The organism is Paenibacillus antri, from assembly GCF_005765165.1.
GTDB lineage: Bacteria > Bacillota > Bacilli > Paenibacillales > YIM-B00363 > Paenibacillus_AE > Paenibacillus_AE antri.
Genome location: NZ_VCIW01000012.1, coordinates 18,238 through 43,307, shown reverse-complemented (window position 1 = coordinate 43,307; position 25,070 = coordinate 18,238). Strand labels below are relative to the sequence as shown.

The window sequence follows — 25,070 nt, the reverse complement described above, 5'->3', positions numbered from 1 at the left end:
TGACCCCGGGCAACTTTGTTGTTTGTCCCCTGCTTTCTGCGCGCGGGTCAACACTGTTTCTCTAGACCCACCCGAGGTGAGCGAAGTATGATGGGGAGACAATTTTTTTCGAACGGGTGGGAGCGGACGACGGTGGATACATCATACAGAGATACTCGGACCGGGGAGAGGGGCGTCTGGCTCAGCATCTTCGCCTATGCCGTCCTCTCGGCCTGCAAGCTGCTGATCGGATTTACCGCGGGCTCGGAAGCGCTGGCCGCGGACGGCTGGAACAATGTGACCGACATCGCGGCCTCCGTCGCGGTGTTGATCGGGCTGCGCATCTCCCGGAAGCCCGCCGACCGAGATCACCGGTACGGCCATTACCGCGCCGAGACGGTCGCCGCGCTGATCGCGTCGTTCTTGATGGCGGCCGTCGGGCTCCAGGTGTTGTTCGACTCGGCGACGAAGCTCGGCCGGCCCGCGCAGGCGGCGCCGGATCCGCTCGCGGCATGGACGGCGCTCGCGTGCGCGGTTGTGATGTACGCGGTGTTCTTATATAATCGACGCATCGCCGAACGGATCAACAGCCAGGCGGTGCGGGCGGCGGCGCAAGACAACCGTTCCGACGCGCTCGTCAGCGTCGGCGCCTTCGTCGGCATCCTCGGCGCCCAATACGGCATGCCGTGGTTGGACCCGTTCGCGGCGATCGTCGTCGGCGCGCTCATATGCAAGACCGCGTGGGACATCTTCAGGGATGCGACGCATTCGCTCACGGACGGCTTCGACGACGAGAAGCTCCAAGAAATCAAGAAGACGATCGGCTCCACGAAAGGCGTGAAGGGGATCGTCGACTTGAAGGCGCGCGCGCTCGGCAACCAGACGTATGTGGACGTGACGGTGACGGTCAATCCGCATCTGTCCGTCATCGAGAGCCATGCGATCACGGAACGGATCGAAGCGAAAATCAACGAGAAACACGACGTATCCAACGTCCATATCCATATCGAACCTATGTTGGAGGATGAACGATGAATTGGAAGAAAGCCGCCGCGCTGCCGATCTTGGCATCGCTGGCGATCGCCGGCTGCTCGGGCGGCGCGGCATCGGACGAGCATGCGCACGACTCCCGTCATGCCGCCAACGGAGACTTACAGGAAGCGACCGCGTCCTTCGAGACGCTCCCTTCTTTCTTGGACGAACAACCGCAGGCGATTCGGAACGCGTATCTGATCGCCGGTCACAGCATCGACGTGCTTGCGTCGATCCCTTGCTACTGCGGCTGCGGCGAGAGCGCCGGGCATCGCAGCAACTTGAACTGCTTCGTCGCCGAGGCGAAAGAAGACGGCGCCGTCGTCTGGGACGACCACGGCACGCGCTGCGCCGTCTGCATCGAGATCGCCGTGGAAGCGGCCGTCCTGAAGAAGGAAGGCCTCTCCTTGAAGGAGATTCGCGAGACGATCGACGCGAAGTACGCCGATGCCGGCTATCCGGCTCCGACGCCTACGCCGCTTCCGATGTAAACCTGCCCGGCCGCTCCATCCGCGGTTACCTCAAGATAAGGCGAGAGCCCTGACAACCTGTCGTCAGGGCTCTCGCCTTTGATTTTATTATAAATACTTCACGTGATCCGCGGGGCCGAGGGCGCCGGTCGCGCGCCGCGTGTCGAAGACGAGCCGCGCGTGGGCCACGATCGATGCGATCGGAAGGTTCGAGTGGTCCATCAGCAGTACCGCGCAATCCGCGGATCGCAGCGCGTCCGGAGTAAGCTCGACGCTGTCGTATCGCCGTCCGCCGACCGAGACGGAAGGAACCAGCGGGTCGTGATACGACACGTGCGCCCCGCGCTCGGCCAGAATCTCCATGACGCGAAGGGGGCTGGACTCCCGCAGGTCGTTCACGTCCTTCTTATAAGCGACACCGATCAAGAGCAAGGATTTCCCCTCGAGCCGGGCGTCCGGGAGCAAGCGCTCGACCCGATCCGCGATATAACCGGGCATCGAATCGTTCACCGCTTTCGCCGCGCGAATGAACGCCAGGTCGACCCCGATTTCGTCCGCCTTCCACTGCAAATACAAGGGGTCGACCGGAATGCAATGGCCGCCGACCCCCGGTCCCGGCGCGAAGGGCAAATTCCCGTAGGGTTTGCTGTTCACCGCTTCGAGTACTTCCCAAATGTCGATCCCCATCTTCTCGCAGCATTTCGCGACCTCGTTCACGAAGGAAATATTGACGAATCGTTGACTGTTCTCGAGCACCTTCGCCATCTCCGCCGCGCGCGGAGAAGAGACGGGAATCACCTTCCGGTACACCGGGGAATACAACGCTTTAGCCATCCGAAGGCAGTCCTCGGTCACCCCGCTCACGATCTTCGGCATCTCGCTGAGGCCGAAGCTTCGATCTCCCGGATTGATCCGCTCCGGCGAATACGCGAGATAAAAGTCCTTACCGAGCTTCTTCCCTTGACTTTCGAGAATCGGAAGCAGCACCTCCTCCGTCGTCCCGGGGTACGTGGAGCTTTCCAACACGACCAGCTGGCCGGCGAGCGGCAGCGACGCGATGTGCCGGCCGGCGAGCTCCACGTACTTCAGATCGGGCGTCCCGTCCTCGCGGATCGGCGTCGGCACGCAGATCAGGATGGCTTCGACCGCCGTCAACCCGCCGTAATCGCTCGCCGCCTCGAAGCGTCCCCCCGTCGTCAACGACTGCACCTCGGCGTCGCTCAAGTCGGAAATATAGCTGATGCCGTCCTGCAAGCTTCGAATTTTCGCCGGATCCACATCGACGCCCGTCACGCGCATACCGTGTTCCACCAACAGTTTCGAAAGCGGCAGTCCCACATATCCAAGGCCGATCACGCCCGCGGCGCGAAATCGCATCATAACGCCTCCTCCTCCTATACTCTCTTTTAAGAAGAAACCGACACTTTCCGAATGATCCGGTTGGCCAAGGCGAGCGCGTCGAGCCCGTCTTCCCCGGTCACGTCCGGAGATCGACGACGGTCGACCGCTTCGAGGAAATGAAGCAGCTCCAACCGCAGCGGCTCGCCGTCCGGCACGTCGATCCATCGGGTTTCGCCGGGTTCGCTCAAGGACGACGACCGGATTCGCTGCGTCAATAGATCGGCCGCGATGACCGACCGCTTCGTCACGACCCGAATCGTCCGTACCTTCTCGTCGGTAAGATAGCTGGCCGTCATCTGAACGACCGCGCCGTCTTCCAGCCGGAGCAGCGCGGACGCATGCTGGGTATACCGGTCCTCCCGGCGGCCCGCCGCGTACAGATGACGAATCCGCTTCCCCAGCAGATGATGCACGATGTAGATGTCGTGAATCATCGCGTCGCTCACGACGTCCGAACGGGCCATGCGCGGCTCGAGCGGACGCAGACGCTGGAGCTCCATGCCGACGATCTCTTCGTCCGCCAGCAGCTCCCGCAACGCTTGCACCGTCGGATTGAACAATTCGATATGTCCCGTCTGGAGCACGACGCCGTTCGTTCGGGCCAACTCGATCAACGCCTTCGCCTGCCCGACGGTTTCCGTAATCGGCTTCTCCATTAAGACGTGGACGTTCCGACGGACGCACGCCATGCCGACCCGGTAATGCGCCGGCGTCGGAACGGCGACCGATACGGCGTCGACCTGCGCAAGCAGCTCCGGCAGCGTGCGGAACGCCGCGCCTCCGAATTGCGCCGCGACGGCGGCGGCGCGCTCCGCGTCCATGTCGTACACGCCGACGAACCGGCAGCGCTCCGCTAACGAGGCATACACTCGGGCATGGTTTCTTCCCATGGCACCCGTTCCGATCACCCCTACTCTCAAGATGTTCCTCTCCTCTCCTTCCGCTCCGTCGTCACAGCCGCCGGTACAGCGCCTCGAGCCGCCGCGCGATCCGGAGCGAATCATGATGCTTCTCGATATAAGCCCGGCCCTGCCGCCCTAGCTCGAGCCGCCGCTTCGGGCTTGCGATCAACTCCCGCAAGACGTCGTAGACGGTCTCCGGATCGGCGTTCGCGATCGGCAGTCCCTCCGGATACGTCTCGGCCAGCCCGTCGCGGATGTAACAGACGACGGGTTTGCCCAAAGCCATACCCTCCAAGCTGAGAATGCCGTAGGAGCCGATGCGCAGCTGATCGACGACGATATCCGCTTCCCCGTAGAGGCGAATCGCCTCTTCGTGCGGGACTCTCTTCAGCAGTCGATACCGGACGGGAACCCCTCCGCGTTCCAGGCGCCACATGGCGTTGCTGACGTACATGGTCCCCTTGACGATCGGGTGGGACGGCGCGTGCACGACGAGCGGCGCTTCGACGTCGATCGAAGGATAGCGCGGCTTGAACCGTTCTAAGCGAATCGCTTGACGGATCACATGGACCTCTTTATAGAAATCTTGCACGTACGGCAGCAGCTCGTAATCCGCTACGATCGCATGGTCGATCCATGCGGACAGCTTTCGCAGGTCGGCTTCGATTCGACGCTCGTCGCGCGTCTTCACCTCCACGTAGGGATTGCCGAGGGCGCGGGCGATCGAGAGCCGCCGAACGTCCGACCCGCGATGCTGCATCACCACCTTCTTCCCCAGCGCCTTCAGCAGCTCCAGGTCGCCGTGATCCGGGAAGAACGTTAGGCCGCAGTGAAAATGAAACACGTCGAACTCCGCCGCCGCCCGGCGGAAAAACTCCCGTCGGACGGCCTCCCTTCCGGAGGGCGGAACGTCCTGCAGATGAAGGCATAGATCTGCCTGGAACCGGAAATTCGACCGCTCGAAGTGGCACGCCGTCGCATCCACGCCGATGTCCCGCAAGGCGGCGCAGAGCGTCACCATCTGTCCTCCGTAAGGCAAGTGCAGCACCTTCACCGCGCGCTCACCTCTGCATCGTTACAACTGTTTGTAGACATCGATCAGCATGCGAGCGACCTTCTCGTAGTTATGGTTCTGTTCGACGTAGCGACGCCCGGCTGCCCCCAGACGTCCCCACTCGTCCGGCCGTCGCAATACATCCCGCAATACCTCGTAGATCGTGTCGGGATTCGCGCCGACGATCGGAAGCCCGGGCGGGAACGAATCGCGAAGGTCTTCCCGGATATGACAGATCACGGGCTTCCCCATCGCCATCGCCTCCATGCTTAAATTCGCGTACGTCCCGACCGTCAGCTGGTCGATGACGATCGTCGCCTTCTGGTACAGCTGCTTCGCCTGTTCGTGCGGCATCTTTTCCACCAATTGAAATTGGAACTTATGTCCTTCCTTCTGCAGCCGCTCCACGGCGTTCAAGACGAAATCCGTTCCCTTCACCCTACGGTGCGACGGCGCATGAACGACGAGAGGCGTCGCGTTCGGGGACGGGTACTCGGGCTTGAACTGCTTCGCGTCGATGGCGTAAGGAACGATGTGAACGCGTTTGTAATAGGACTCCACGTGCGGCAGCAATTCGTGATCGTTAATAATGACGTGGTCGACGCAAGCCGTCAGCAGCTTCATGTTCGCGCGGATTCGCTCTTCCGGCCAAGCCTCCCGGCTCTGGACATAGGGATTGTTAAAGCTTCGGGCGACCGAGAGAATTCTCGCTTCGTCGCCGCAATGGTGGACGACCAGCTTCTTCCCGCGCGCCGCCATCGTCTTCAAATCTCTCTTGTCTCCGGTGAAGGTGGCGCCGAACCGGAAATGGAAGATGTCGTACGTCTCTAACGCCTCCTCCAAGAAGGCGTCCCGAATCGCTTTTCTTAGCACCATCGGATGCTGATTCAGGTTCAAACAAATATCGGAGAGGTAAGAGTACTGATCCTGGTATAAGCTGCAGGCGGCCGCGTGAACGCCGCCCGCCCGCAGCGCGCGCGCCAAGGTGCCGATCCCGATGCCGTGGGGAGAGATCAACACTTTGTCCTTGATGGCGTTCGACGGCGGCGACGTCCGTTCGATCGGCTGCATCCGTACGTATTTTCTGAGAATCGCTTGCCTCGTGATCAAATTCATAGGTTCGGCCGTCCCTCCTTTCATTCGATTTCATCGTTCCGACCGCTACAGCTGTCGGTAAATGCGGAGCAGCATCTCCGCGACCTTCCGGTAGTTATGCGCGTCCTCGACGTACCGCCGCCCCTGCATGCCCAAAGCTCTCCAATCAGAAGGCCGCTGCAGCAAGTCCTTGAGAACCTGGTAGACCGTATCCGGATTCGCGCTGACGATCGGCAGCGAGGGCGGGAACGTAGGGCGCAGGTCGTCGCGAATATAACAGATGACGGGTTTGCCCATGGCCATGACTTCCATGCTTAAGTTGGCGTACGTGCCGATCCGAAGCTGGTCGATTGCGATCGTACATTGCCGGTACCATTCCATGACTTCATGATGCGGTATATTTTCCAGCAGCTTAAACCGGAATCGAACGCCTTCCCGCTTCAATCGGTCCACTGCAGCGATGACGAACTCCGTCCCCTTAATCTCCCGATGGGACGGAGCGTGAACGACCAACGGCTCCGCGGCCGGGGAAGGGTAGACCGGCGATATTCGCCGCGCGTCGATCGCGTACGGAACGACATGAACGTGCTTGTAGTAAGGCTTCACGTATGGCACTAATTCGTGGTCGTTGACGATCGCATGGTCGATGTAGGTCGATAGAAGCTTTAGATTGGCATGGATCCGTTCTTCCGGCCACGTCTCTTTCACGACGACATGCGGGTTGTCGAAGCTTCGGGCGACGGACAACAGACGCGCGTCGGACCCGTTGTGGTGGACGACCATCTTTTTCCCTAAACCCTTAAGAATCTTTAGATCGCTCTTGTCTTGAAACAACGTCTCCCCGAAGTGAAAGTGGAAAATGTCGTATGTCCTCTTCGCTTCGTCGAAGAACGCTCTCCGAATCGCTTCTCTCTCCCGATAAGGATGTTCGTTCAATTTCAAACAAATATCCGACAAGTAAGCGTAAATATCGTTGCTGAAGCTGCAGGCCGTCGCGTCCATGCCCTGCTCGCGAAGCGCCTGAGCCAGCGTTCCGATTCCGATCCCGTGAGGGGAAAGCAGCACCTTCACGCGTAACCAGCCCCCTTACGTGTTCCCGCGAAAAAATTCGGCGGTTCTTAGAATGCCTTCCTCCAAGCCGACCTTCGCCTCGAACCCAAGAACGGCCCTAGCCTTTTCCACATTGGGGATTCTCAGCTCGATATCCGCCGAATCCGCTTCGACGAATTCGATCTTCGAATTAGAGTGCAGCACTCGGATGATCGTGTTCGCCAGACCGTAGATCGTCATGACCGTCCGTTGGTTGCCGATATTGAACGATTGGCCGATCGCTCCTTCTTGGGTCATCGCGCACAGAATGCCCTCCACCATATCGTCGATATAACACCAGGCCCGAATCTGCGTTCCGTCGCCATGGATTTGCAGCGTACGATCTTGCAGCGCTCGCAGAACGAAGGCGCGGATAGCCCCTTCCCCTACCTGCCCGGGGCCGTATACGTTGAAGGGCCGGACGGTCACCGTCGGAAGCCCCGTTTCCTTGTAGAACGCATAGGCCAGATGCTCGACGGACAATTTGCTGACGGCGTACGTCCATCTCGCTTCCCCTACCGCTCCCATGACCGCCGGACTCGTCTCGTCCGATCGGAACGCCATCTGACCGAACACCTCGCTCGTGCTGAAGCACACGACCCGCTTGCAGTCGCGAAGCGCGGCGGCGGCCTCGAGCACATGGCACGAGCCGACCATATTCACTTTCATCGTCGTCACCGGACTCTTGAGCACCGAGGCGATCCCCGCGATCGCCGCCGCATGAATCACGTACGTCGAATCCTGCTCCCGCATCGACCTGGCGAGCAGCTCCGCATTGAGAATGTCGCCCTGCACGACGGTTAGGTTGGGATGGTTCGCGTACGGCTTCCCCCGAATCGCGTCCCGCGAGAAGTTATCGTATACGACGACCTTATTTCGTTCGATGAGCCGGCCGATCAACGTCGACCCGATAAACCCCGCGCCGCCGGTTATAAACACTCGTTCTCCCTGAATCCGTTCCGTCATCCTATAACCACTCCTAACGATATTTAAGAATTCCGCCCTTCCCGTCGGCGATGCCGACGATCGTCCCAAGGTCGGCGATCGTTTCGACGACGATATCGCCGCGGCTTCCGATTATGCCGCCTGCGACGTACGTCTTCCCGTCGGCGGCGAACGTCCCCGCGACGGTCGTCAAGAATCGTTCCGTCGAGAGGATGCTGTCGATGACGAAGGGCAGCGCGATTCTCACGTCCAATCGGAAGAGGCTCAACCCCGCGGACTTGGCCGCCGCGATCGCGCCTTCCGTCAGCGTTCCGACGCCGCCGTCTACGATCAACGCGTTCGAGTTGAGCGCGGAAATCATCGCCCCCGTAATCGCCGGAATCCCTTGGGTAAACCCGATCAGTACGTCGGCTTGGCGAGCCGCCTCGGCCGGATCGGATGCGTTGTACACCGTTCCGGACGTATAGCGAGTTTTCATCGCGTTGATCGCGGATGCCAGCAGTTCGCCGTTCCGATCCCTGCGGTTGATATAAACGTCCGCCCCTCGTTCGACGAGTTTGACGGCTACCTTGGAGCCTATATTTCCCGCGCCGATAATCGCGACTTTCTTCCCCGCGAGATCGCCGACGAGTTCGCTGATCAAGAGATCGCAGGCATGGGCCGTGATATCGTTGCCTTTATACGTTTTCACCTTGCTCGCCTTCACGCAAGCCTTCGCTTCCGCCAGAAAGTCGAACGGCGGATCCGTCTTCGCTTCTATGTCTACGAAGAGGTAGTCGACTTTCCCGTCCGCATACGCGCAAATCTCTTTGAAAATCTCAAGGTCTCTCGTTATAAAACTGCTGCCTACGAACCGATCCGACTCTTTCATAGGTCCGATCACGAACGGCGGATTGTTCCGATTCGCGGTCGAACCGACGATCGCAAGCGATAGTTTCCCGCTCGCCTTCGCCATAGCCGCGCAGCGATCGATCCTCTCTCTCATGGGCATCACCTCGCATTCTCTTGTCCGGCAGACTGGAATAGTCTATGTAAGCAAAACTATGGAAGCCATGGTTGTATATACCGAACCCTATAAATTAGACGCTTATAGCAATCTTTGAAACCCGGCCTATTTTCCATGAAATGAGTAAAAGACTATATCTCCCGCCTTCCTCGTTGAATACCAATAGTAAAAATCAGATCAGGGGCAAAGGAGTGTTTACAGTTGATCGAACGTTTCCCCTATAAGACGGCGCTCGTTACCGGAGGAGCCGGGTTCATCGGCAGCCATCTGGTGGAACAACTGTTGGAGATGAATGTAAAGGTCGTCTGTCTCGACAATTTCTCGGGAGGGAAATGGGAGAATCTCCGCGGCGTGAAGGACCATCCGCTTCTCACGGTCGCGAAAGCCGACGTAACGGATTTCGAAGGGATCGTCGATTGGTTTCAAGGCGTCGAGGTCGTATTCCACGAAGCCGTATCCAAGAACACCGTGTGCATGAAGAATCCCCGATTGGATTTAAAGACGAACGCGGAGGGGACGTTCAACGTGCTGGAGGCTTCGCGCTTGCATGGGGTGAAGAAGATCGTCCATGCTTCGACCGGGTCGGTGTATGGGGAGCCCGTATACGTCCCCGAGGACGAAAAACATCCGACCGAGCCGGTGTCGTTCTACGGGACCAGTAAGCTAGCCGCCGAGAAGTACTGCCAAGTGTTTCGGCGCCTATACGGCATGAACATATCGATTCTCCGCTACTTCCACGTATACGGCCCGAGGCAGGAAGATAACGACTTCGGCGGCGTCGTCTCGATCTTCATTCGAAGGGTGCTGAACAACCAATCCCCCATCGTATACGGCGACGGCAGTCAGGTCAGATCGTTCACGTACGTAAGGGACGTGGTCAAAGCGAATTTGCTTGCGGCGAGCCATCCGCAGTCCGACGGGGAAATATACAACTGCGCATCGGGCTTGAAAATTACGATCCAAGAGCTGGCGGAGCTCGTCCTGCGCCAATTGCGAAGAGAAGATCTTCCGATCGCGTATGCCGACTGGAAGCCCGGCGATATTAAACATTTCGATATCGACAACGCGAAAATCAAAGGAATCGGCATGTCGTTCGATTGGGACTTCGAACGCGGCGTAGCCGAAACGATCGCGCGGCGGCCGAAGGCATGAGTTCGTGGAGGGTATTGCACCTTCCCTATGGAATCGGCATCGGCGTATTAAGCCAGGCGCTGCGGGCCCGGGGCGTCGATGCCGTCTCCTGCAGTCTGCGATCCCACCGCTATGCTTACATGGCGGACATTCGCATGCATGTGGACGAATATTCGTACAGAGCCGGAAAGCAGGTACGCGAAGCGTTCTTTCGGGAAGCGTTGGAGACATACGACCTCTTCCACTTTCATTTCGGGGAGACGTTCTTCCCCGACAAGCGCGACTTGAAAATCATTAGGGACCGCGGCAAGAAGATGATCGTCCACCATCGCGGCTCGGAGGCGCGCATGCTGTCCGTCGCGAGAAGCTTCGGCAATCCGCATGTCCGAGTCAAGCCGACGTGGCCCGAGATGAAGATTCGCGCGAATCTGAGACGGCTCTCCGCTTATATCGAGCATGCCATCGTTCCGGATCGCGAATTGCTGCCCTACGTCGCGCCTTATTATAAGAAGGTTCATATCGTCCCCTACGCCATCGATACCGGACGGTACATTCCCGATTATCCGTCGCCCGACTCTCCGCCGCTCGTCGTGCATGCTCCGTCCCATCGGGAGATTAAGGGCACGGACGACATCTTGTCCACCGTAACCCGCTTGCGGAGGGAAGGCTACAAATTCGATTTCAAGCTGATCGAACGGATGCCTCATCTCGAAGCCCAACGGTTGTATAGGCAAGCCTCGATCGTCATCGATCAGCTTCGGATCGGATCGTACGCGAATTTAAGCATCGAAGCGATGGCGATGGGAAAGCCCGTCATTTGTTATATCCGCGAAGATCTCCGCGATACGTTCCCTCCGGATCTCCCGATCGTGAGCGCCGATCCGGATACGATATACGCAGCGCTGAGAGATCTTCTTCGCCGTCCCGAGCGTTGGGCGGAGCTTGGGATGCGCGGAAGGCGTTACGTGGAGCGGCATCATAGCCTGGAACAGGTCTCCGGCATGCTTATCGATATATATCGTCGATTGTAAGGCGCCGGGAAGGAAGGGAGGATGTCCGGTGAGAGTGCTTCACCTGCCGTATGGAATCGGGATTAGCATAGCGGCCCGCGCGCTTCGCGCCCAAGGCGTGGACGCGACCTCTTGCAGTTTTCACTCCGCCGGGTATTACGACTATCTGGCGGATATCCGTTTGAACCTGGATCGGTATCCTCCGTCCGAAAGCGTCGAGATTCGCAAGGCGTTCTTCAAGGAAGCCGTCGATCGGTACGACGTATTCCACTTCCACTTCGGGGAGACGTTCCTCCCCGATAAGAGCGATCTCAAGATCCTTGCCCGGATGGGGAAAACCATGGTCGCGGAGCACCGCGGCTCCGACGTACGCATCGGTTCGGTCGCCAGAAGCTTTAACAATCCTTACGTTCGCGTAAAGAAAATATGGCCGGAACCGCTCATCCGCCGCAACCTTCGAGTTCTCTCCTCTTCGATCGAGCATGCCGTCGTTCCGGACCGCGAGCTGCTGCCTTATGTCGAAGGGTATTACAAACATGTCCATATCGTTCCTCGCGCGATCGAGACGGGACGGATCCAGCCTTTCTATCCGCCCCCTCAACCGGAACCGCTGGTCGTTCACGCCCCTTCGAACCGGGAGGTCAAGGGTACGGCGCATCTCTTATCCGCGGTAGAACGGTTGCGGAAGGAAGGCGTGCCGTTCCGCTTCCGTCTGATCGAGAAGCTTCCCCATGAGCAGGCGATGCGGCTGTATCGGGAATGCGCCGTCGTCGTCGATCAGCTGCTGATCGGCTCCTACGCCAATCTGAGCATGGAGGCGATGGCGATGGGGAAGCCGGCGATCTGTTATATTCGCGAAGACCTGCTCGACGCGTATCCGCCCGGCCTTCCGATCGTGAATGCGAATCCGGAGACGATCTACGACGTTTTGAAACGACTGCTGACGCAGCCGGAACGGTGGAATCAGCTCGGAAGGGACGGCCGCCGCTATGTGGAACGTCATCATTCTCTAGAAAACGCGGCTTCGCGCCTATTGAATGTGTATCATGCGATATCGGGAACATAAAAGGACCGCAGCTCAAGCCTCGAGCTGCGGTCTTGTTTAGTCCATGAATTTTCGAATGCGCGATACGATATACTGCTGCTGTTCGGCCGTCAATTCCGGGTACATGGGCAGCGCCAGGGTGCGCTCGGAAGCCGCTTCGGCGACGGGCAAGTCGCCTCGCTTATATCCGAGACTCGCGAAGGCTTCCTGCAGATGCAGCGGACAAGGATAATAATGCCCCGTAGCCACGCCGCCCCCGTTCAAATAAGCCGACAGCTCCTCCCGTTTCGAAACTTCTATCGTATAGATATGGAACACGTGGCTCGCCGAGGGCGTGACGTAAGGGACCTTAATCCCCATCTCCCGCAGCCGCTCGGAATAATAATCCGCCTTCTCCCGCCGCAGCCGGTTCCATTCCCGAAGCTTCGACAGCTTCACGCGCAGGATCGCCGCTTGCAGCTCGTCAAGCCGGCTGTTATAACCGACCGTCTCGTGGAAATACCTCCGGGTGCTCCCATGGTTCGCCAGCACGCGCACGTTCCGGGCGATGTCTTCGTCGTTCGTCAGGACGATCCCGCCGTCGCCGTACCCGCCTAAGTTTTTCGTCGGGAAGAACGAGACGCAGCCGACATGTCCGATCCCGCCGACCGGCTTCCCATGATATTCGGCGCCCAACGCTTGGCAGGCATCCTCGATGACGTACAGCCGGTGCCGCCGGGCGATCGCGAGGAACGCGTCCATGTCGGCCGGTTGACCGAAGATGTGCACGGGGATGATCGCCTTCGTTCTGGAGGTGATCTTGGCTTCCGCCTGCTCCGGAGACAAATTATAGGTATCGGGATCGATATCCGCGAACACCGGAAGCGCGCCGACTCTAGCGATAGCCTCCGCCGTCGCGAAGAAGGTATAAGGAGACGTGATGACTTCGTCGCCGGGGCCGACGCCGCACGCCTCCAATGCGAGAATGAGCGCGTCGGTGCCGTTCGCGACGGAGACCGAGGTTTTGGCGTTCGCGAACTCGGCCGTCTCCTGTTCGAAGAGCTGCACCTCCGGGCCGGAAACATAGATCCCGCTCTCCAAGACGTTGTGGATCGCGCTCCGAATTTCTTGCCGTAACGAAACGTATTGCGCGCGCAAATCGATTAAAGGAATGTTCATGTTCATCATTGCCCCCCCTTCGACGTCCCGCTCCGATTCGCGGACAGCGGCTTCGCGGGTACGCCGACGACCGTGACCCCGTCGGGCACGTCTTGCGTCACGACGGAACCGGCGCCGACGACCGCCCCTCGGCCGATCGCGATCCCCGGCAGCAGCGTCGCGTTATTCCCGATGCTGGCCCGTTCCTTAATGTGAGGACCCGCTAGTTTATAGGGCTGTCTCCCCATATATTTATCGTTGGATGTGGACACCTCCGGCCCGATAAAGACGTCGTCTTCGATGATCATATCGGCGGTAATGTAGGCCCCCGTTTGGATCAGGCAGCGGCTGCCGATGCGCGTACGGCATTCGACGGTCGCGCTTCTCCCCACGACGGTAGAACTGCCGATGCGCGTTCCTTCGCGAATGCTCGCCAAGTCTCCGACCATCGCCCCTTCCCCTAGTTCCGTGCCGGCGTAGACGACGGCGCCGTTGCCGATCCGGCAGCCGTTGCCGATCACTAACCCTTCTTGCTTTGAAACCTTATGCGTAACTCTAGCATTGTTATACGGTTGGCATCCAAGCACCGCGTTGCAGCCGACCGTGACGTCATGGCCGATCACGGTTCCGGCCAACACGACGGAATGATGTCCGATGCGGACGTTCTCGCCGAGAATCACGCCCTCTTCGATGACGACATGCCGGCCGATTCTTGCCGATATAGGGATCCGGAAGTTCTCGTCGACCATTTGCTCGCCTCACGCTCCCTTTTCATAGATTAAGGAAACTCGATTTCCTGCTTACTACTATATGAATCGAATGCGAATCCGCATCGGTTCCTGTCCTGTACGATTCACCCATTGTCAAATAGATTCCATTTGCGGAATTTATTGACAATTATGCATTCTACCTAGCACCATATGAATTAATTTTCATAACGTAGCATCAAGCGTAACTCGGAAGGGGGTGAGCACCGGCTAAGCCGTCTAACGAGAGATATCGCGCTAATCTCAAATTTTTTTGAAAGCAGAGGAGTGGGAATATGGCTAAACAACCGGCATACGCGTTGGTCACGGTAGACCCGACGTCGCCGAATCAGACGGTGATCGGGTACGATGCAAGCTTCCAAGACCCTTCGTTTTCCCCGATCGGCTTCGGAGGAGCGGACGTACTGGGCGCTCTCGCCCAAGGGGGCTTCGAAATCCAAGAAATCGTGGCGGGGGACGACTATGTTCAATACATCCTCGTCAACAAGAAGTTCAAAGATAAGGAACGCGCAGCTTTAGCGGAAGCCTTCGAGAACCTTCCGTTCGAACCTGTCACGTAAAGACTGAATCGTACGCGAAAAGGAACCACTGCGCGAATCGCAGTGGTTCCTTTTCTACCGAAGAATGCAAGAGGGCGCCTTGACGGCGCCCTCGAACGATTCCTTATGATGTTTTCCCCTTAGACGCTTCGTGCTCCTTCTTCGCCGCCTCCAGCATCTGTTTCCAGTCGCGGAAATCCGTCTCCCGGGCGATATAGCGGTCGAAGAGCTCGCCTTCGATGTTCTTGATTTCCTCGTGCGTTCTAGCCTGGAAGTTGCCCTTTGTAAGGAACTCTTCGAAGCTTGCGAAGCTCGAATGACCGCGCAGAAACTTCTCGTTGAACAGCTGCTCCAACGAGACGAAATTCGGATCCTCCTGCGGCGCGTTTTCTCCCTTCAGCTCCTTCAGCAGATCTTCCATCGACAACGGTTTGTTTCTTCTCAACGAACCACGCTCCTCTACCTATTAGGAATGCCCTTGTACGCATGAACCATACCTTATATCGTACGCCATTTGACCGAAGATGTACAATTCCGCCTCCTCCGCTCCTTTCGAGGAGGTCCCCTTCTCCCAAGGATCGGGGCCCCGGTGGATGGCGTTATCTAAAATTTCTGCGGGAATTGCTTGACGATGCCGTCCGCGAGGACGTCGGCCCATACGATGATATTCGCTTCGCCCAAGTCGAAAGCGGCGATGTCGGCCCGCCAATTCCGGCTCAACCTCGCTTGAAGCGCGTCCGTTAACAGATTCAGATGCCGGTAGAGCAGCTGTTGCAGCTCCTTCTTCGACCAATGCGGGTTCGCTCCGCTGAGGAAGGAAGCGATGTCGTCGGCGTTCCGAACCCACGCTTGATTGCATTTCTCCATCTCGGGCTTATTGCCGTGTTTCGCGGCCGCCACAACGTTCCCGGCGATTCGAATATGCTCCGTCAGCAGTTCCGCCAGCCGTTGGCCGGCTTCCTCTCCGTAATAAGGAATCATCGCGTTCCCGAGATGCTGCTGATGTTGCGAAAGTCGCTCCAACACCTCTTCTTGATCGTCCAATCCCGCGACGGCGCTCACCATGTAGCTTCTCGTCCAAACCGCATGGTCGACCCACAGCTTCCTGAGGCCGAACTTCAGCTGGACCGTTCGCGAATCCGCATGGATCCGCTCGTTCCCTGCCGCTTGCGCGGCGGCGGGCATCGCCAACGCGAGAAGCGAGAGGCCGATCACGGCGAACCGGATGAACCGGGTATTCATCAAGAACAACGCCTCCATGTCGTGAGTCGAGTTGTCTTTAGTATGCGGGTTTCCATATTTCTCATTCCCCTACCCGCCTATTTCGCATCGCGAAGGCAGTCGTCCATACTTCATCTCCTCGGGTCCATATACTGCCATCAAGTCTTCCCTCGGGTCCGAGGGGATCAGGAGGCGGAATATGGCTAAGCGCGGAAGAAGCAAGAGCAAGTGGAACAAGTATCGCATCGTAAGAAGCGTAAGCTCCTTGCGTTCGCATATCCCCAAGTCGAAGCCGTACAGCAAGGCGAATCTCAAGAGCTTATTGGCGAGGTACGGCCGGGTCATCGTGAAGCCGGTCCACGGCTCGGGCGGCAAAGGCGTGATGCGCGTGCGCCGCTCGTCCTCCGGCCGAATCGAAATTCGGTATAAGCGAAAGAAGAAGTCGTATTGGAGCCGCGCGGCGGCGAATCGGTACATTCGCAGGAAGTCGAGAGGCAAGGAGATGATCGTGCAACGGTACATCCGATTGGCCCAGGTAAGAGGCTGCCCCTTCGACCTGCGCGTGATGGTGCAGCGAAAGAGGACGTCCTCCTCTCGTTGGAAGGTGACGGGCAGCTTGGCCAAAGTCGCGGGCAAAGGCTACATCATTACGAACATACGGAGAAGCCATGGCAAGGTCCTGAAGACAAGCGCCGCTCTGCGCCGCTCGAACCTGAAGGGCAACACCGCTCCGCGGCGAAGCCGCATTCTGAAGGAGGTCGACCGCATTTCTTTGGTCAGCGCCAGGACGCTCAGCCGATTCTACCGGTATATCCACACCGTCGGCATGGATATCGGCATCGACCGTCACGGGAAGGTGTGGCTGATCGAAGCGAACTTCACGCCCGACCTCACGTTGTTCCGGAAGCTGAGCAAGAAGGCGTACCGAAACATCGTGAATTATCGAAAATGAGATGAAGAAGGGGCTGTCCCAAACAGCCAAAGGAGCGATTTCTTTGTACATTTCCAGCTTCACTCGCCCATAACCTCCTTAAGGAACAGCAATAAGCCAAAAAGCGAAAACGGTCGATCAGGAATAGACCACTCCTGACCGACCGTTTTCAAGTTTTTCATATTGGGATGGCTACCCGTTAGTGGATTTTACCCGCTTTTGGGACAGCCCTTCTTCTCGTTTATGCCTGTTCTCCGCTGCGATAAAACTTGGCGTAGATCAAGACGCCGATCAGCACGACGACGATGCCCGACCAGAAAAACCAGGTCTGTACGCCGAAGCGGTCGACGACCGGTCCGGCCAGCGCCAGCCCGATCGGCGAAGACAGCAGACCGATGCTCGTGACGATCGAGAGCACGCGGCCCAGCTTCTCGGGCTCGAACGACTTCTGGATCATCGCCATGTACGGCCCGTTGAAGAGCGGCGCCGCCGCGCCCATGAAGAACGACAGGACCGCGAAGGCGATGAACGCCTCGTTCCCGACCGCTCCGCTCCCGACGCAGGTGAGCCCGATGACGATCAGGCTGATGCTCATATACGTCGTGTCTTTCCACTTCGAGGCGAAGGCGGACAGCAGCGCGCCGCCCAAGATCATGCCGATGCCGAAGACGGCTTCGATGACGCTCGCGCTGTATCCCCCGCGGCCGAAGTGCGACAGCGTCATGAGCGGAAACAGCATGGCGAGGGGCATAAACACGACGCTGAACACCGCCATGGCGATCGAGAGGAAGACGATCGGCTTCGCCGCGACGAACGACGCCCAGCCGAGCTTGAATTCCTTCCGGAACGAAGGCGTCTGAACAGCCTCCGGCTTCGGCTGCTCGATGCGGACGAACAGCAGCATCAGATTCGCGATCAAGGCGCCGGCCACGTCCAAGAGCAGCACGGTTCCGAGCGACGTCGCGGAATACACCGCGATGCCGAGCGCCGGCCCGAGCACGCTGGAGGAAGAGAACACCAGCTGATGCCAGCCCGCTACGCGCGTTAACTGTTCCCCCGGCGCGATGAGCGGGATCGCCGCTTGGAAGGCCGGCGCATGGAAGGACGAAGCCGTCGAACGGATCAGCAGGATCGCATACACGACCCACAGGCTCGGCTCCCCCCATAAGTAATACGCGCCCAGCAACAAACTCGAGAGGGCGATGACGGAGTCGGCGACGATCATCGTCAGCTTGCGGTTCCAGCGGTCGAGCCAGACGCCGATGAACGGGCCTAGCACCGCCTGCGGCAGAAATCCCGCCAGACCGGCGATCATCAGCACCGCGGCCGAGCCCGTCGTCTCCGTCAGATGCCAGATGATCGAAAATTGAACCATAAACGACGTTAGTATCGAAAAGATTTGTCCGCCGAAGATGAACGCGAACGATTTCTTCCATTGCGATTGCATGGGTCGGTTCTCCTTTGATTCTCATTCGTATTCGATTGGGCCGATTCGCCGCGCGTCTAGCCTTATCTCAACCGCATCGAATGAGTCACCTGGAGCACCTCCTAAATTCAATACAACTATAATAACAAACAACGCATGAAGCGGCTAGAGCCGCTCCCGCTTCTCCCGCCACAACGTCTCCAACGCCGAAGCCTGCTCGATCAGGCATCGGACGTATTTCTCGTAGCTGCCGACGGGTGCCCCATTCGGCGCGCTCGTCCCGAGCACCGCTTGGATGCGCCGCAGCATCGCGATGACGGCATCGGCTTGCTCCGCGTCGGCGACCGCTCGCTCGACATCGACCGCCCTCGCGGGAAACAGGGGCACGTTCCACCGCGTCGCCTCCGCGACCGTCTCCTCGATTCTCTCGAACGTCGCTCGGACGCTTCGGCGTTCCGCGACCGGGTAGCCGGCGTAATATTCGTTCAGAATGTCCTCCAGCGACTCGCCCCACAGCGCTCTGGCGAAGACGAAGCTATTGAAGCCGTGCGCCCATGTCCACGGATAATCAAGCGGCCCCTTATAAGGCACGATCAGGTCGACCATCCCGTCGACGCCAAGCTTCGCGTAATATTCGACGTCCTCCGCGATGCGTCTCGGCAGCGCGGGGAACAAAGAGGACAACATGAAGTGGTCGCTGTAATATTCGAAGATCGTCGTCCTTCGCCCTTGGCCGCGCACCGCCGCCGTCCATTCCTCTAACGCCTTCCTCGCCCGATGCTCGTTCTCGTGCGGAGACGCCTCATACCCGAATCGGTAATCCCGACCCCAATACGCGAAGAGCACGTCCGCGCTGTCGGAAGGCGGAGCGTCGCCCAGCTCGAGCATATCCCAAGACAGGCCCGCGTTGTAAGCGATGTGTTCGACGTCCGCCTCGATCCCGGCCGCCCGAAGATGCGCCTTCAATCGCTCCGCGAACCGGATATACGAGGACAGGAAGCCCGCTCCGCTGCGGTCCGCCACATCCTCCGGCCACAGCGAGAGCGTCGTCAAATTCGGCACGTCCTTGCAATACGCCGCGATCTGGTCGAATAACGCAGGAAACCAGCTCTCGTCCTTATAATCGAACTGCTTCTTGGCCGTGTACGGATGATCGCCTTGGATCGCGCGGAAGCTCTCCGAACGGTCGGTGAAAAACTTCATGCTGTGGCCGCCGAGCGTGACGCGAAGGCCCCGCTTCGCAATCTCCGGAGCGACCTCGTCCCGAACCGCGTCCCAGAGCATGAACGTGAAGAAAATTTCGTTCTGCCCGTTCTTGGCCAGCCAATCGATCAGGAGCTTTAAATAGGCCGGGTCCTTGTAGTTTTCCACGACGAAGCCCCTGCGTTCGAAGCGAGGAGAATAGAAGCGCTCGAAGTTCCCGGTCGCGGCGCCGCGGATCGTCTCCTCCTCGTCGAAGGAGACGTCGGTCCCCGGATAGGCGCGCCGCAGCCCCCACGCTTCTCTTGCATATTGGTATAAGGCGAACAACGTCGCCCGTTCGTACTTCCCGGCGAGGACAAGTCGATCCGCCGCTTCCGCAATGATATAGTCGTCGGAACGCGTCGACGCCCTCATTTTCTCCTTGATGTCCGGAGAGAGTCGTTCCGAATCCTGCGCCTCCAGGTCGGACCACGTGCAGAGTATAAGCTCCGCCCCTTCGGATCGCGGCTGCGAAGCGGACAGTCTCGCCCATTCCTCGCGCGCGAACGCTAGGACGGGGTGTTCATGTTGCGTTCGATTCATGCCGGCAGCTCCTCTTCGTTGTATGATTCTACCATTATATCATTCAACCAAGGAGAGGAGGGCATAAGAAAGAACCCGCCGGAAAGGTTTCCGACGGGTTGTCTTCGCTGATCCTAAGGGTTCTCTTACCGGTTGTTGCCGATCCCCATGCCTCGGTTGTTCCCGATGCCCATGCCGCCCGATCCGAAATCGTCGCTGGACCCCGATACGCCTGCGCCGTTCGCGCCGACGTCCCGACCGCCATCGACTCCGTAATTCCGGTTGCCGTTCCCGTCGAACGGGTTGTCGAGCATGCCGCGATCCGCGCCGTTATTCAAGATCCCGTCGCGATTCATGAAGCCGCCGTTACGGTTCTGCTGATAGCCGTTCACATTGTTGACTCTAGCGGTCCCGTCGTCGTCGACTTGGCCGCATGCCGTCAACAACGAGCCGGACAAACAAGCGACGCCGACCAATGCCAGTACCTTACGGTTCATGGAGATCCCCCTATGGATTAGTCTTATCAGACACCCATAGGTTCCCCTCCCGTCGAGCGAGCTATGTTGGAAATAAGTGGACGTACGGAACTTATCCACAATGTTAACAACAGGGTGTGACTAACAAGAACTTTCCGCCCCGGTAGACTTTTCCGCTCTTATGAACATATCCACATCAGACTTTGTCCACATGCTAAAAGTCCTCCGACCGGGCCTTCACGCTTCTGGCGTACTCCGACGGACTCGCGCCCGTCAGCTTCTTGAAGGCGTTGGAGAAGTATTGCGGCGTCGCGAAGCCGAGCCGTTCCGCGACCTCCGAGAAGCTGCACGCCTCCTCGCGAATGATCTTTTTCGCCCGCTCCATCTTCATCAAGCTGAAATATCGCATGACCGATTGCCCGGTCTGCTCCTTGAACACTTCCTTCAGCCGCGCCTTCGTCACATGCATCGCTTGGCTGATTTCTCCGAGGGTCAGCGGCTCGTCGATGCGCCGCTCCATGAACCCGATGACCGCCTGTACCAAGGAGCGGTATTCCTTGTCCCTGGGCAGCGAACGCGGCGAGGTTTGCGCGGCCCCTCTCGTATTGCTGCACAGCAGGCGCAGCAGGAACGACTCCAGATAGTGCAGGAGACGCTGCTCGCAACCGAACGGGGCGTCCTCCCTGCGGATTAACGGATACGTGAACGGGAAGCGGAAGCCGGCCTTCCCCTCCCGAACGATCCCCGAGAGCAAGTCCCGCTCCTTGTCGTCGAGTCGGAACACCGCTCGCTCGAAGGCGGCCATGGCGGGGGAATCGCTGCAGAAGGACACGACGACGATGTTCGGAGCCGTCCCCCCGCTCGCGTAGAAGCTGTGAAATTCTCCCGGCTTATGAAAGATGATCGTTCCGGGCGTCAACCGGCACTGCGCGTCGTCCGCGGTCACCGTCACCTCGCCGTGATCGACGTATACCATCTCCCAGAAGTCGTGGGATTCCCCTGCGAAGCGATAATTTTTCGCGAACTCGAAATAAAACAACGTCACCAGCTCGTCGATGACGATCGTGCGTTCCAATCGCACCCTGCCCTCTAGATACTGCCTATAATATGGCTTGTCGATCCCGTCCACCGGACATCGGGCCTCCTTCAGACCGTTCATCCTTACCCGAATGCGCTCGTCGATTTTATTGTATTCGATTGTCCCGCATCCGTCGACGAGCCGATTTTGCAAGAAAAACGGCTGATTCGACAAGACCCGGCGAGCCCCGATTTTTTATAATGGAGGCAACGCAAGAACTATCCACATCGACATGGAGGATGTTACGAATGAGGATCGGCGTCATCGGCTACGGCAATCGAATCAAGGACGTAATTCGCGTGATGCGGAAGTTGAACCCGGATGTCGTCATCGCAGGCATCGTGGATCCCAGATATGCGGCGAACGGAGTGCCGGACGGCTCCGACGCCCCCCCGACGTTCCCGACCGTGGACGAGTTGGTCCGGCGGATCGAACCGGACGGTCTCATGATCGGAACGCGGTGCTCCTTGCACACGCGATATGCGCTCGAAGCGCTCCCGACCGGCATTCCGCTTTACTTGGAGAAGCCGGTATCGACCACCATGGAGGATTGGCGGCGCCTGAAGGAGGCGTCCCTCGCGTACGCTACGCCGGTCGTCGTGTCTCACCCGCTGCGGCTGACGACGATCGTGCAGCAGGTGAAGGACATCGTCGACTCGGGCACGATCGGCACCGTAGAGCATATCCAGGCGGTCAACAACGTACCGTACGGCGGCGTATATTTCCACAGCTGGTATCGGGACGAGGCGGAGACAGGAGGATTATTCCTTCAGAAAGCGACGCATGACTTCGACTATCTGAACTATGTGGCGGGCCGCAAAGCGGTAGCCGTGACGGCCATGACCTCGAAGCAAGTATTCAAGGGGAACAAGCCGGCGGGGCTGAAGTGCGTCGATTGCGAGGAAAATCGCACATGCGCCGAAAGCACGGTCGGCACGGCCGAAGAGGAGAAGTGGCCCTACTGCGCCTTCGCCGAGGACACCGGCAACGAGGATTCCGGCAGCGCCCTCATCCGTTACGAAGACGGGATGCACGCCTCCTACACCCAGAACTTCTTCGCGCGACGGCAGGCGGCCTCCCGCGGCGCAAGATTTCTGGGGTATAAGGGGACGGTCGAGTTCGATTTCACGACCGGCCTGATTCAGGTGTTCCACCATCATAAGGCCCGCGTCGACCGCTATGAATTCGAGCAAGGCGAAGGCCATTTCGGCGGCGACGAGAGGCTGGCGTCCAACTTCTTGGACATTATCCGGAACGGCGCGGCGTCGTTAAGCACGTTGGAGGACGGGCTGATCAGCGCCCGGATGTGCTTGCTGGCAAGGCAGTCCGCGGAGACGCAGACGTTCCAGACGATCGATTGAAAAACAGGGCCTCGTCGAATCGACGGGGCCCTAGTATTATTGCGGACGTTCCAACGTAAACGTCTTGCCGAGCGCGGCATAATCGTTGCCCGCCAACCGACTGACCGGCTGCAGCCGGTCCGCGAGAATATACCCGCCTTGGTACACCTCTTCCGCGAGGTGAAACCGGACGACGCGCCCGATCAACAGATCGCATGCCGGCTCCGCATCGGTTCCCCCAAGCTCCAGCGCCTTCTCCAAGACGCACTCCATCCGAATCTTCGCTTCTCGGACGCCGGGGACGGCGATCGCCTCGCTGGCGACGGGCGTCAAGGCGGCATACGTCACTTCGCTCTCGTCCGGAGGGAGGCCGGCGGCCGTCCGGTTGACCGCTTCGACGTTCGTCTCGTCCACGATGTGAACGACGAACGCTCCGGCGCCGATCGCATTCCGTGCCGTATCCTTCATGATGCCCGATTTGCGCTGAACGGATATAGAGATCATAGGGGGCACGCTCGACACGATCGAAAAGTAACTGAACGGCGCGGCGTTCAACACGCCCCTATCGGATACCGTCGTGACGAACGCGATCGGCCGGGGAACAATGCTGCCGATCAGCAGCTTATAATTGTCGCGGGCCGTTCGCTGCGCCGGATCGATAGAGATCATGCGAACGCGCTCCGGTACCACTCGCCCGCCGCCTTCGCTTCCGTCCCGGTCAGCCGATGTCCTGCATATTCCCAATGGACGGCGACCGCGGCTCCGGCCTCTTCCAACAGGGCCGTCAGCTCCTCCGTCTCCTGCGGCGTGCAGATCGGGTCGTTCCGTCCCGCTCCGATGAAGATCGGCGTCCCCGATAAGTCCGGCAGCGCCACGCCTCGCCGAGGCACCATCGGATGGTGCAAGATCGCCCCTCTTAGGGAACCCGCGATATGGAACAGCAAGCTGCCGGCGATGTTCGCGCCGTTGGAGTACCCGATCGCGACCACGTTGTTCCGGTCGAACCCGTAATCGTTCGCGGCCGCGTCGACGAACTCGTGCAGCTCCTGCGTTCTGGCGAGAAGATCCGCTTCGTCGAACACGCCCTCGGCCAGTCTTCGGAAGAACCTCGGCATGCCGTTCTCCGACACATTGCCCCGTACGCTCAATACGGAAGCGGAAGCGTCGATTTCGCCGGCGAGGGGCAGCAAATCCTGTTCGGTGCCGCCCGTGCCGTGCAGCAGCAGCAGCGTCGGCGCGGAAGGGTCGCTTCCTTGTCGAAAGAGATGCTTCATCATTCCTTATCCTCCTTCAACACGCGAACCTCGAACGGCGCCAAGCCTTGCACGATCTGCTCGCGATGCGGCTCGAACCAATCCGGAAGCATCAGCTTCTCGCCCAGCGTCTCGAGCGGTTCGTCTCGCTGGAAGCCCGGCGGGTCCGTCGCGATCTCGAACAAGATTTCCCCTTCCTCGCGGAAATAAATCGCCGTGAAATATTGACGGTCCACGATCGGCGTCGGGTGGAACCCTTGCCCTTCGACGTGGCTTCTCCATTGCTCCTGATCCGGCAAATCCTTGGCCCGCCATGCGATGTGATGAACCGTGCCGGCGCCGCCATGACCTCTGCCCATGACGACCGCGTTCACGTCCACCAGATTGCCAAGGTCCCCGGGCGCTTGGAATCGAACCAGCCCCTGATCCTCGCCGACGCGCTCGAGACCCATGACATGCTGCAGCGTATGCATCGTCTTCTCGGGAGCCATGCTGTACAGCACGGCGCCGCCGAAGCCTTTGATCGCGTGCTCCGTCGAGACGCCGCCGAACGACCACCGGCTCCGCGGTCCGGCTTCGCGAGCGACGATCTCCAGCTGAAGACCGTCCCGGTCCTTGAAGCGAAGATACGTCTCGCCGAACCGTTCCTGCCGATCGAACGGAATCGCGAACTTCGCCAAGCGCGCTTCCCAGAACGGCAGCGCTCCCTGGGGCACGACGAACGTCGTATACCCGACCTGACCGCCCCCGACGCGTCCCTTCCTTCCCGCTTGGAACGGGAAGAACGTAATGGCCGTTCCCGGGCTGCCGACCTCGTTGCCGAAATACAGATGGTACACCTCCGGCGCGTCGAAGTTGATCGTCTTCTTCACGAGGCGAAGGCCCAGCACCCCTGCATAAAAGTCGACGTTCGCCTGCGCGTCGCTTACGAACGCGGTAATGTGATGAATGCCCGCGGTTTGTTGTAATTTCGTCATTG

General features: G+C 59.1%; 26 protein-coding genes. 8 read left to right on the top strand and 18 right to left on the bottom strand.

All coding sequences use genetic code 11. From position 1 onward, the window contains the following. Nucleotides 1–90: 90 nt before the first annotated feature. Nucleotides 91–1,014 (top strand): cation diffusion facilitator family transporter, encoded by a 924-nt coding sequence (locus tag FE782_RS17565; protein ID WP_202914550.1) that lies wholly within the window; start codon nucleotides 91–93, stop codon nucleotides 1,012–1,014. Next, on the top strand, nucleotides 1,011–1,502 hold the full coding sequence (locus tag FE782_RS17560) for a PCYCGC motif-containing (lipo)protein (protein WP_138195543.1): 492 nt from the start codon (nucleotides 1,011–1,013) through the stop codon (nucleotides 1,500–1,502). The genes FE782_RS17565 and FE782_RS17560 overlap by 4 nt, the downstream gene beginning before the upstream one ends. An 87-nt stretch (nucleotides 1,503–1,589) precedes the next feature. Here the strand turns inward: FE782_RS17560 and FE782_RS17555 are convergent, their stop codons facing one another. From FE782_RS17555 to FE782_RS17525, 7 genes are read right to left on the bottom strand one after another with little or no spacing between them, the layout of a single operon-like run. After that, complete coding sequence (locus FE782_RS17555) at nucleotides 1,590–2,861, bottom strand: nucleotide sugar dehydrogenase (protein ID WP_138195542.1); 1,272 nt, start codon at nucleotides 2,859–2,861, stop codon at nucleotides 1,590–1,592. Between the two features lie 26 nt (nucleotides 2,862–2,887). Continuing rightward, a complete protein-coding gene (locus tag FE782_RS17550; RefSeq protein WP_158299438.1) occupies nucleotides 2,888–3,886 on the bottom strand; it encodes a Gfo/Idh/MocA family protein in 999 nt (332 codons plus the stop codon). Then, the gene (locus tag FE782_RS17545; RefSeq protein ID WP_138195540.1) at nucleotides 3,834–4,838 is read right to left on the bottom strand and encodes a glycosyltransferase family 4 protein; all 1,005 of its coding nucleotides are present in this window, start codon (nucleotides 4,836–4,838) and stop codon (nucleotides 3,834–3,836) included. The genes FE782_RS17550 and FE782_RS17545 overlap by 53 nt, the downstream gene beginning before the upstream one ends. Before the next feature lie 21 nt (nucleotides 4,839–4,859). Beyond that, the gene (locus tag FE782_RS17540) at nucleotides 4,860–5,954 is read right to left on the bottom strand and encodes a glycosyltransferase family 4 protein (protein ID WP_158299437.1); all 1,095 of its coding nucleotides are present in this window, start codon (nucleotides 5,952–5,954) and stop codon (nucleotides 4,860–4,862) included. A gap of 45 nt (nucleotides 5,955–5,999) precedes the next feature. Then, entirely contained in the window at nucleotides 6,000–7,004 is a 1,005-nt protein-coding gene (locus tag FE782_RS17535) for a glycosyltransferase family protein (protein ID WP_138195538.1), read from the bottom strand. A gap of 15 nt (nucleotides 7,005–7,019) precedes the next feature. Next, complete coding sequence (locus FE782_RS17530) at nucleotides 7,020–7,988, bottom strand: NAD-dependent epimerase/dehydratase family protein (RefSeq protein ID WP_138195537.1); 969 nt, start codon at nucleotides 7,986–7,988, stop codon at nucleotides 7,020–7,022. Between the two features lie 13 nt (nucleotides 7,989–8,001). Next, nucleotides 8,002–8,952 (bottom strand): NAD(P)-dependent oxidoreductase, encoded by a 951-nt coding sequence (locus FE782_RS17525; RefSeq protein ID WP_158299436.1) that lies wholly within the window; start codon nucleotides 8,950–8,952, stop codon nucleotides 8,002–8,004. A gap of 222 nt (nucleotides 8,953–9,174) precedes the next feature. On the opposite strand from FE782_RS17525, the gene FE782_RS17520 reads away from it, so the two are divergent. From FE782_RS17520 to FE782_RS17510, 3 genes are read left to right on the top strand one after another with little or no spacing between them, the layout of a single operon-like run. Further along, a complete protein-coding gene (locus FE782_RS17520) occupies nucleotides 9,175–10,125 on the top strand; it encodes an NAD-dependent epimerase/dehydratase family protein (RefSeq protein WP_138195535.1) in 951 nt (316 codons plus the stop codon). Next, a complete protein-coding gene (locus FE782_RS17515) occupies nucleotides 10,122–11,135 on the top strand; it encodes a glycosyltransferase family 4 protein (protein ID WP_138195534.1) in 1,014 nt (337 codons plus the stop codon). The genes FE782_RS17520 and FE782_RS17515 overlap by 4 nt, the downstream gene beginning before the upstream one ends. 28 nt (nucleotides 11,136–11,163) lie before the next feature. Further along, nucleotides 11,164–12,180 (top strand): glycosyltransferase family protein, encoded by a 1,017-nt coding sequence (locus FE782_RS17510; protein ID WP_138195533.1) that lies wholly within the window; start codon nucleotides 11,164–11,166, stop codon nucleotides 12,178–12,180. A gap of 36 nt (nucleotides 12,181–12,216) precedes the next feature. Here FE782_RS17510 and FE782_RS17505 read toward each other — a convergent pair whose 3' ends face one another. Beyond that, entirely contained in the window at nucleotides 12,217–13,317 is a 1,101-nt protein-coding gene (locus tag FE782_RS17505; RefSeq protein ID WP_138195532.1) for a DegT/DnrJ/EryC1/StrS family aminotransferase, read from the bottom strand. Nucleotides 13,318–13,322: 5 nt separating this feature from the next. Next, nucleotides 13,323–14,045, bottom strand: a complete 723-nt coding sequence (locus tag FE782_RS17500; protein ID WP_138195531.1) for an N-acetyltransferase — start codon at nucleotides 14,043–14,045, stop codon at nucleotides 13,323–13,325. Between the two features lie 293 nt (nucleotides 14,046–14,338). On the opposite strand from FE782_RS17500, the gene FE782_RS17495 reads away from it, so the two are divergent. After that, nucleotides 14,339–14,623, top strand: a complete 285-nt coding sequence (locus tag FE782_RS17495; RefSeq protein WP_138195530.1) for a hypothetical protein — start codon at nucleotides 14,339–14,341, stop codon at nucleotides 14,621–14,623. Between the two features lie 103 nt (nucleotides 14,624–14,726). On the opposite strand, the gene FE782_RS17490 is transcribed toward FE782_RS17495, so the two are convergent. Both FE782_RS17490 and FE782_RS17485 read right to left on the bottom strand, forming a co-directional pair. Next, nucleotides 14,727–15,029: a hypothetical protein gene (locus tag FE782_RS17490; protein ID WP_138195673.1), complete on the bottom strand. Its 303-nt coding sequence runs from the start codon at nucleotides 15,027–15,029 to the stop codon at nucleotides 14,727–14,729. 176 nt (nucleotides 15,030–15,205) lie between these two features. Next, nucleotides 15,206–15,844: a glycosyltransferase gene (locus FE782_RS17485; protein WP_138195672.1), complete on the bottom strand. Its 639-nt coding sequence runs from the start codon at nucleotides 15,842–15,844 to the stop codon at nucleotides 15,206–15,208. Nucleotides 15,845–16,022: 178 nt separating this feature from the next. Here FE782_RS17485 and FE782_RS17480 point away from each other — a divergent pair, with 178 nt between their 5' ends. Next, on the top strand, nucleotides 16,023–16,775 hold the full coding sequence (locus tag FE782_RS17480; RefSeq protein ID WP_138195529.1) for a YheC/YheD family protein: 753 nt from the start codon (nucleotides 16,023–16,025) through the stop codon (nucleotides 16,773–16,775). Between the two features lie 220 nt (nucleotides 16,776–16,995). Here FE782_RS17480 and FE782_RS17475 read toward each other — a convergent pair whose 3' ends face one another. The 4 genes from FE782_RS17475 to FE782_RS17460 all read right to left on the bottom strand — a co-directional run bounded on the left by FE782_RS17475 (nucleotide 16,996) and on the right by FE782_RS17460 (nucleotide 21,672). Beyond that, on the bottom strand, nucleotides 16,996–18,201 hold the full coding sequence (locus FE782_RS17475; RefSeq protein WP_138195528.1) for an MFS transporter: 1,206 nt from the start codon (nucleotides 18,199–18,201) through the stop codon (nucleotides 16,996–16,998). A gap of 144 nt (nucleotides 18,202–18,345) precedes the next feature. Next, a complete protein-coding gene (locus FE782_RS17470; protein ID WP_138195527.1) occupies nucleotides 18,346–19,965 on the bottom strand; it encodes a hypothetical protein in 1,620 nt (539 codons plus the stop codon). A gap of 125 nt (nucleotides 19,966–20,090) precedes the next feature. After that, a complete protein-coding gene (locus tag FE782_RS17465; RefSeq protein WP_138195526.1) occupies nucleotides 20,091–20,441 on the bottom strand; it encodes a hypothetical protein in 351 nt (116 codons plus the stop codon). Between the two features lie 193 nt (nucleotides 20,442–20,634). Then, on the bottom strand, nucleotides 20,635–21,672 hold the full coding sequence (locus FE782_RS17460; protein ID WP_238392539.1) for an AraC family transcriptional regulator: 1,038 nt from the start codon (nucleotides 21,670–21,672) through the stop codon (nucleotides 20,635–20,637). A 74-nt stretch (nucleotides 21,673–21,746) separates the two neighbouring features. Here FE782_RS17460 and FE782_RS17455 point away from each other — a divergent pair, with 74 nt between their 5' ends. Then, nucleotides 21,747–22,859 carry a Gfo/Idh/MocA family protein gene (locus tag FE782_RS17455; protein WP_138195525.1) on the top strand — a complete coding sequence of 371 codons (1,113 nt, stop codon included), beginning with the start codon at nucleotides 21,747–21,749 and terminating at the stop codon, nucleotides 22,857–22,859. A 36-nt stretch (nucleotides 22,860–22,895) separates the two neighbouring features. On the opposite strand, the gene FE782_RS17450 is transcribed toward FE782_RS17455, so the two are convergent. The 3 genes from FE782_RS17450 to FE782_RS17440 are packed head-to-tail and all read right to left on the bottom strand — an operon-like array spanning nucleotide 22,896 to nucleotide 25,068. Continuing rightward, nucleotides 22,896–23,507, bottom strand: a complete 612-nt coding sequence (locus tag FE782_RS17450) for a flavin reductase family protein (protein ID WP_138195524.1) — start codon at nucleotides 23,505–23,507, stop codon at nucleotides 22,896–22,898. Further along, nucleotides 23,504–24,112 (bottom strand): alpha/beta hydrolase, encoded by a 609-nt coding sequence (locus FE782_RS17445; RefSeq protein WP_138195670.1) that lies wholly within the window; start codon nucleotides 24,110–24,112, stop codon nucleotides 23,504–23,506. The genes FE782_RS17450 and FE782_RS17445 overlap by 4 nt, the downstream gene beginning before the upstream one ends. After that, a complete protein-coding gene (locus tag FE782_RS17440; protein ID WP_138195523.1) occupies nucleotides 24,112–25,068 on the bottom strand; it encodes a ring-cleaving dioxygenase in 957 nt (318 codons plus the stop codon). Before FE782_RS17440 ends, FE782_RS17445 begins: the two co-directional genes overlap by 1 nt. Between the last annotated feature and the right edge of the window lie 2 nt (nucleotides 25,069–25,070).

What these genes read in the sequence shown, in the direction of transcription:
- FE782_RS17565 (WP_202914550.1), top strand. Translation starts at nt 91, where the DNA reads ATGGGGAGACAATTTTTTTCGAACGGGTGGGAGCGGACGACGGTGGAT.
- FE782_RS17560 (WP_138195543.1), top strand. Translation starts at nt 1,011, where the DNA reads ATGAATTGGAAGAAAGCCGCCGCGCTGCCGATCTTGGCATCGCTGGCG.
- FE782_RS17555 (WP_138195542.1), bottom strand. Translation starts at nt 2,861, where the DNA reads ATGATGCGATTTCGCGCCGCGGGCGTGATCGGCCTTGGATATGTGGGA.
- FE782_RS17550 (WP_158299438.1), bottom strand. Translation starts at nt 3,886, where the DNA reads ATGATTCGCTCCGGATCGCGCGGCGGCTCGAGGCGCTGTACCGGCGGC.
- FE782_RS17540 (WP_158299437.1), bottom strand. Translation starts at nt 5,954, where the DNA reads ATGAATTTGATCACGAGGCAAGCGATTCTCAGAAAATACGTACGGATG.
- FE782_RS17530 (WP_138195537.1), bottom strand. Translation starts at nt 7,988, where the DNA reads ATGACGGAACGGATTCAGGGAGAACGAGTGTTTATAACCGGCGGCGCG.
- FE782_RS17525 (WP_158299436.1), bottom strand. Translation starts at nt 8,952, where the DNA reads ATGAGAGAGAGGATCGATCGCTGCGCGGCTATGGCGAAGGCGAGCGGG.
- FE782_RS17515 (WP_138195534.1), top strand. Translation starts at nt 10,122, where the DNA reads ATGAGTTCGTGGAGGGTATTGCACCTTCCCTATGGAATCGGCATCGGC.
- FE782_RS17505 (WP_138195532.1), bottom strand. Translation starts at nt 13,317, where the DNA reads ATGAACATTCCTTTAATCGATTTGCGCGCGCAATACGTTTCGTTACGG.
- FE782_RS17500 (WP_138195531.1), bottom strand. Translation starts at nt 14,045, where the DNA reads ATGGTCGACGAGAACTTCCGGATCCCTATATCGGCAAGAATCGGCCGG.
- FE782_RS17495 (WP_138195530.1), top strand. Translation starts at nt 14,339, where the DNA reads ATGGCTAAACAACCGGCATACGCGTTGGTCACGGTAGACCCGACGTCG.
- FE782_RS17485 (WP_138195672.1), bottom strand. Translation starts at nt 15,844, where the DNA reads ATGAATACCCGGTTCATCCGGTTCGCCGTGATCGGCCTCTCGCTTCTC.
- FE782_RS17480 (WP_138195529.1), top strand. Translation starts at nt 16,023, where the DNA reads ATGGCTAAGCGCGGAAGAAGCAAGAGCAAGTGGAACAAGTATCGCATC.
- FE782_RS17475 (WP_138195528.1), bottom strand. Translation starts at nt 18,201, where the DNA reads ATGCAATCGCAATGGAAGAAATCGTTCGCGTTCATCTTCGGCGGACAA.
- FE782_RS17470 (WP_138195527.1), bottom strand. Translation starts at nt 19,965, where the DNA reads ATGAATCGAACGCAACATGAACACCCCGTCCTAGCGTTCGCGCGCGAG.
- FE782_RS17465 (WP_138195526.1), bottom strand. Translation starts at nt 20,441, where the DNA reads ATGAACCGTAAGGTACTGGCATTGGTCGGCGTCGCTTGTTTGTCCGGC.
- FE782_RS17455 (WP_138195525.1), top strand. Translation starts at nt 21,747, where the DNA reads ATGAGGATCGGCGTCATCGGCTACGGCAATCGAATCAAGGACGTAATT.
- FE782_RS17450 (WP_138195524.1), bottom strand. Translation starts at nt 23,507, where the DNA reads ATGATCTCTATCGATCCGGCGCAGCGAACGGCCCGCGACAATTATAAG.
- FE782_RS17445 (WP_138195670.1), bottom strand. Translation starts at nt 24,112, where the DNA reads ATGAAGCATCTCTTTCGACAAGGAAGCGACCCTTCCGCGCCGACGCTG.
- FE782_RS17440 (WP_138195523.1), bottom strand. Translation starts at nt 25,068, where the DNA reads ATGACGAAATTACAACAAACCGCGGGCATTCATCACATTACCGCGTTC.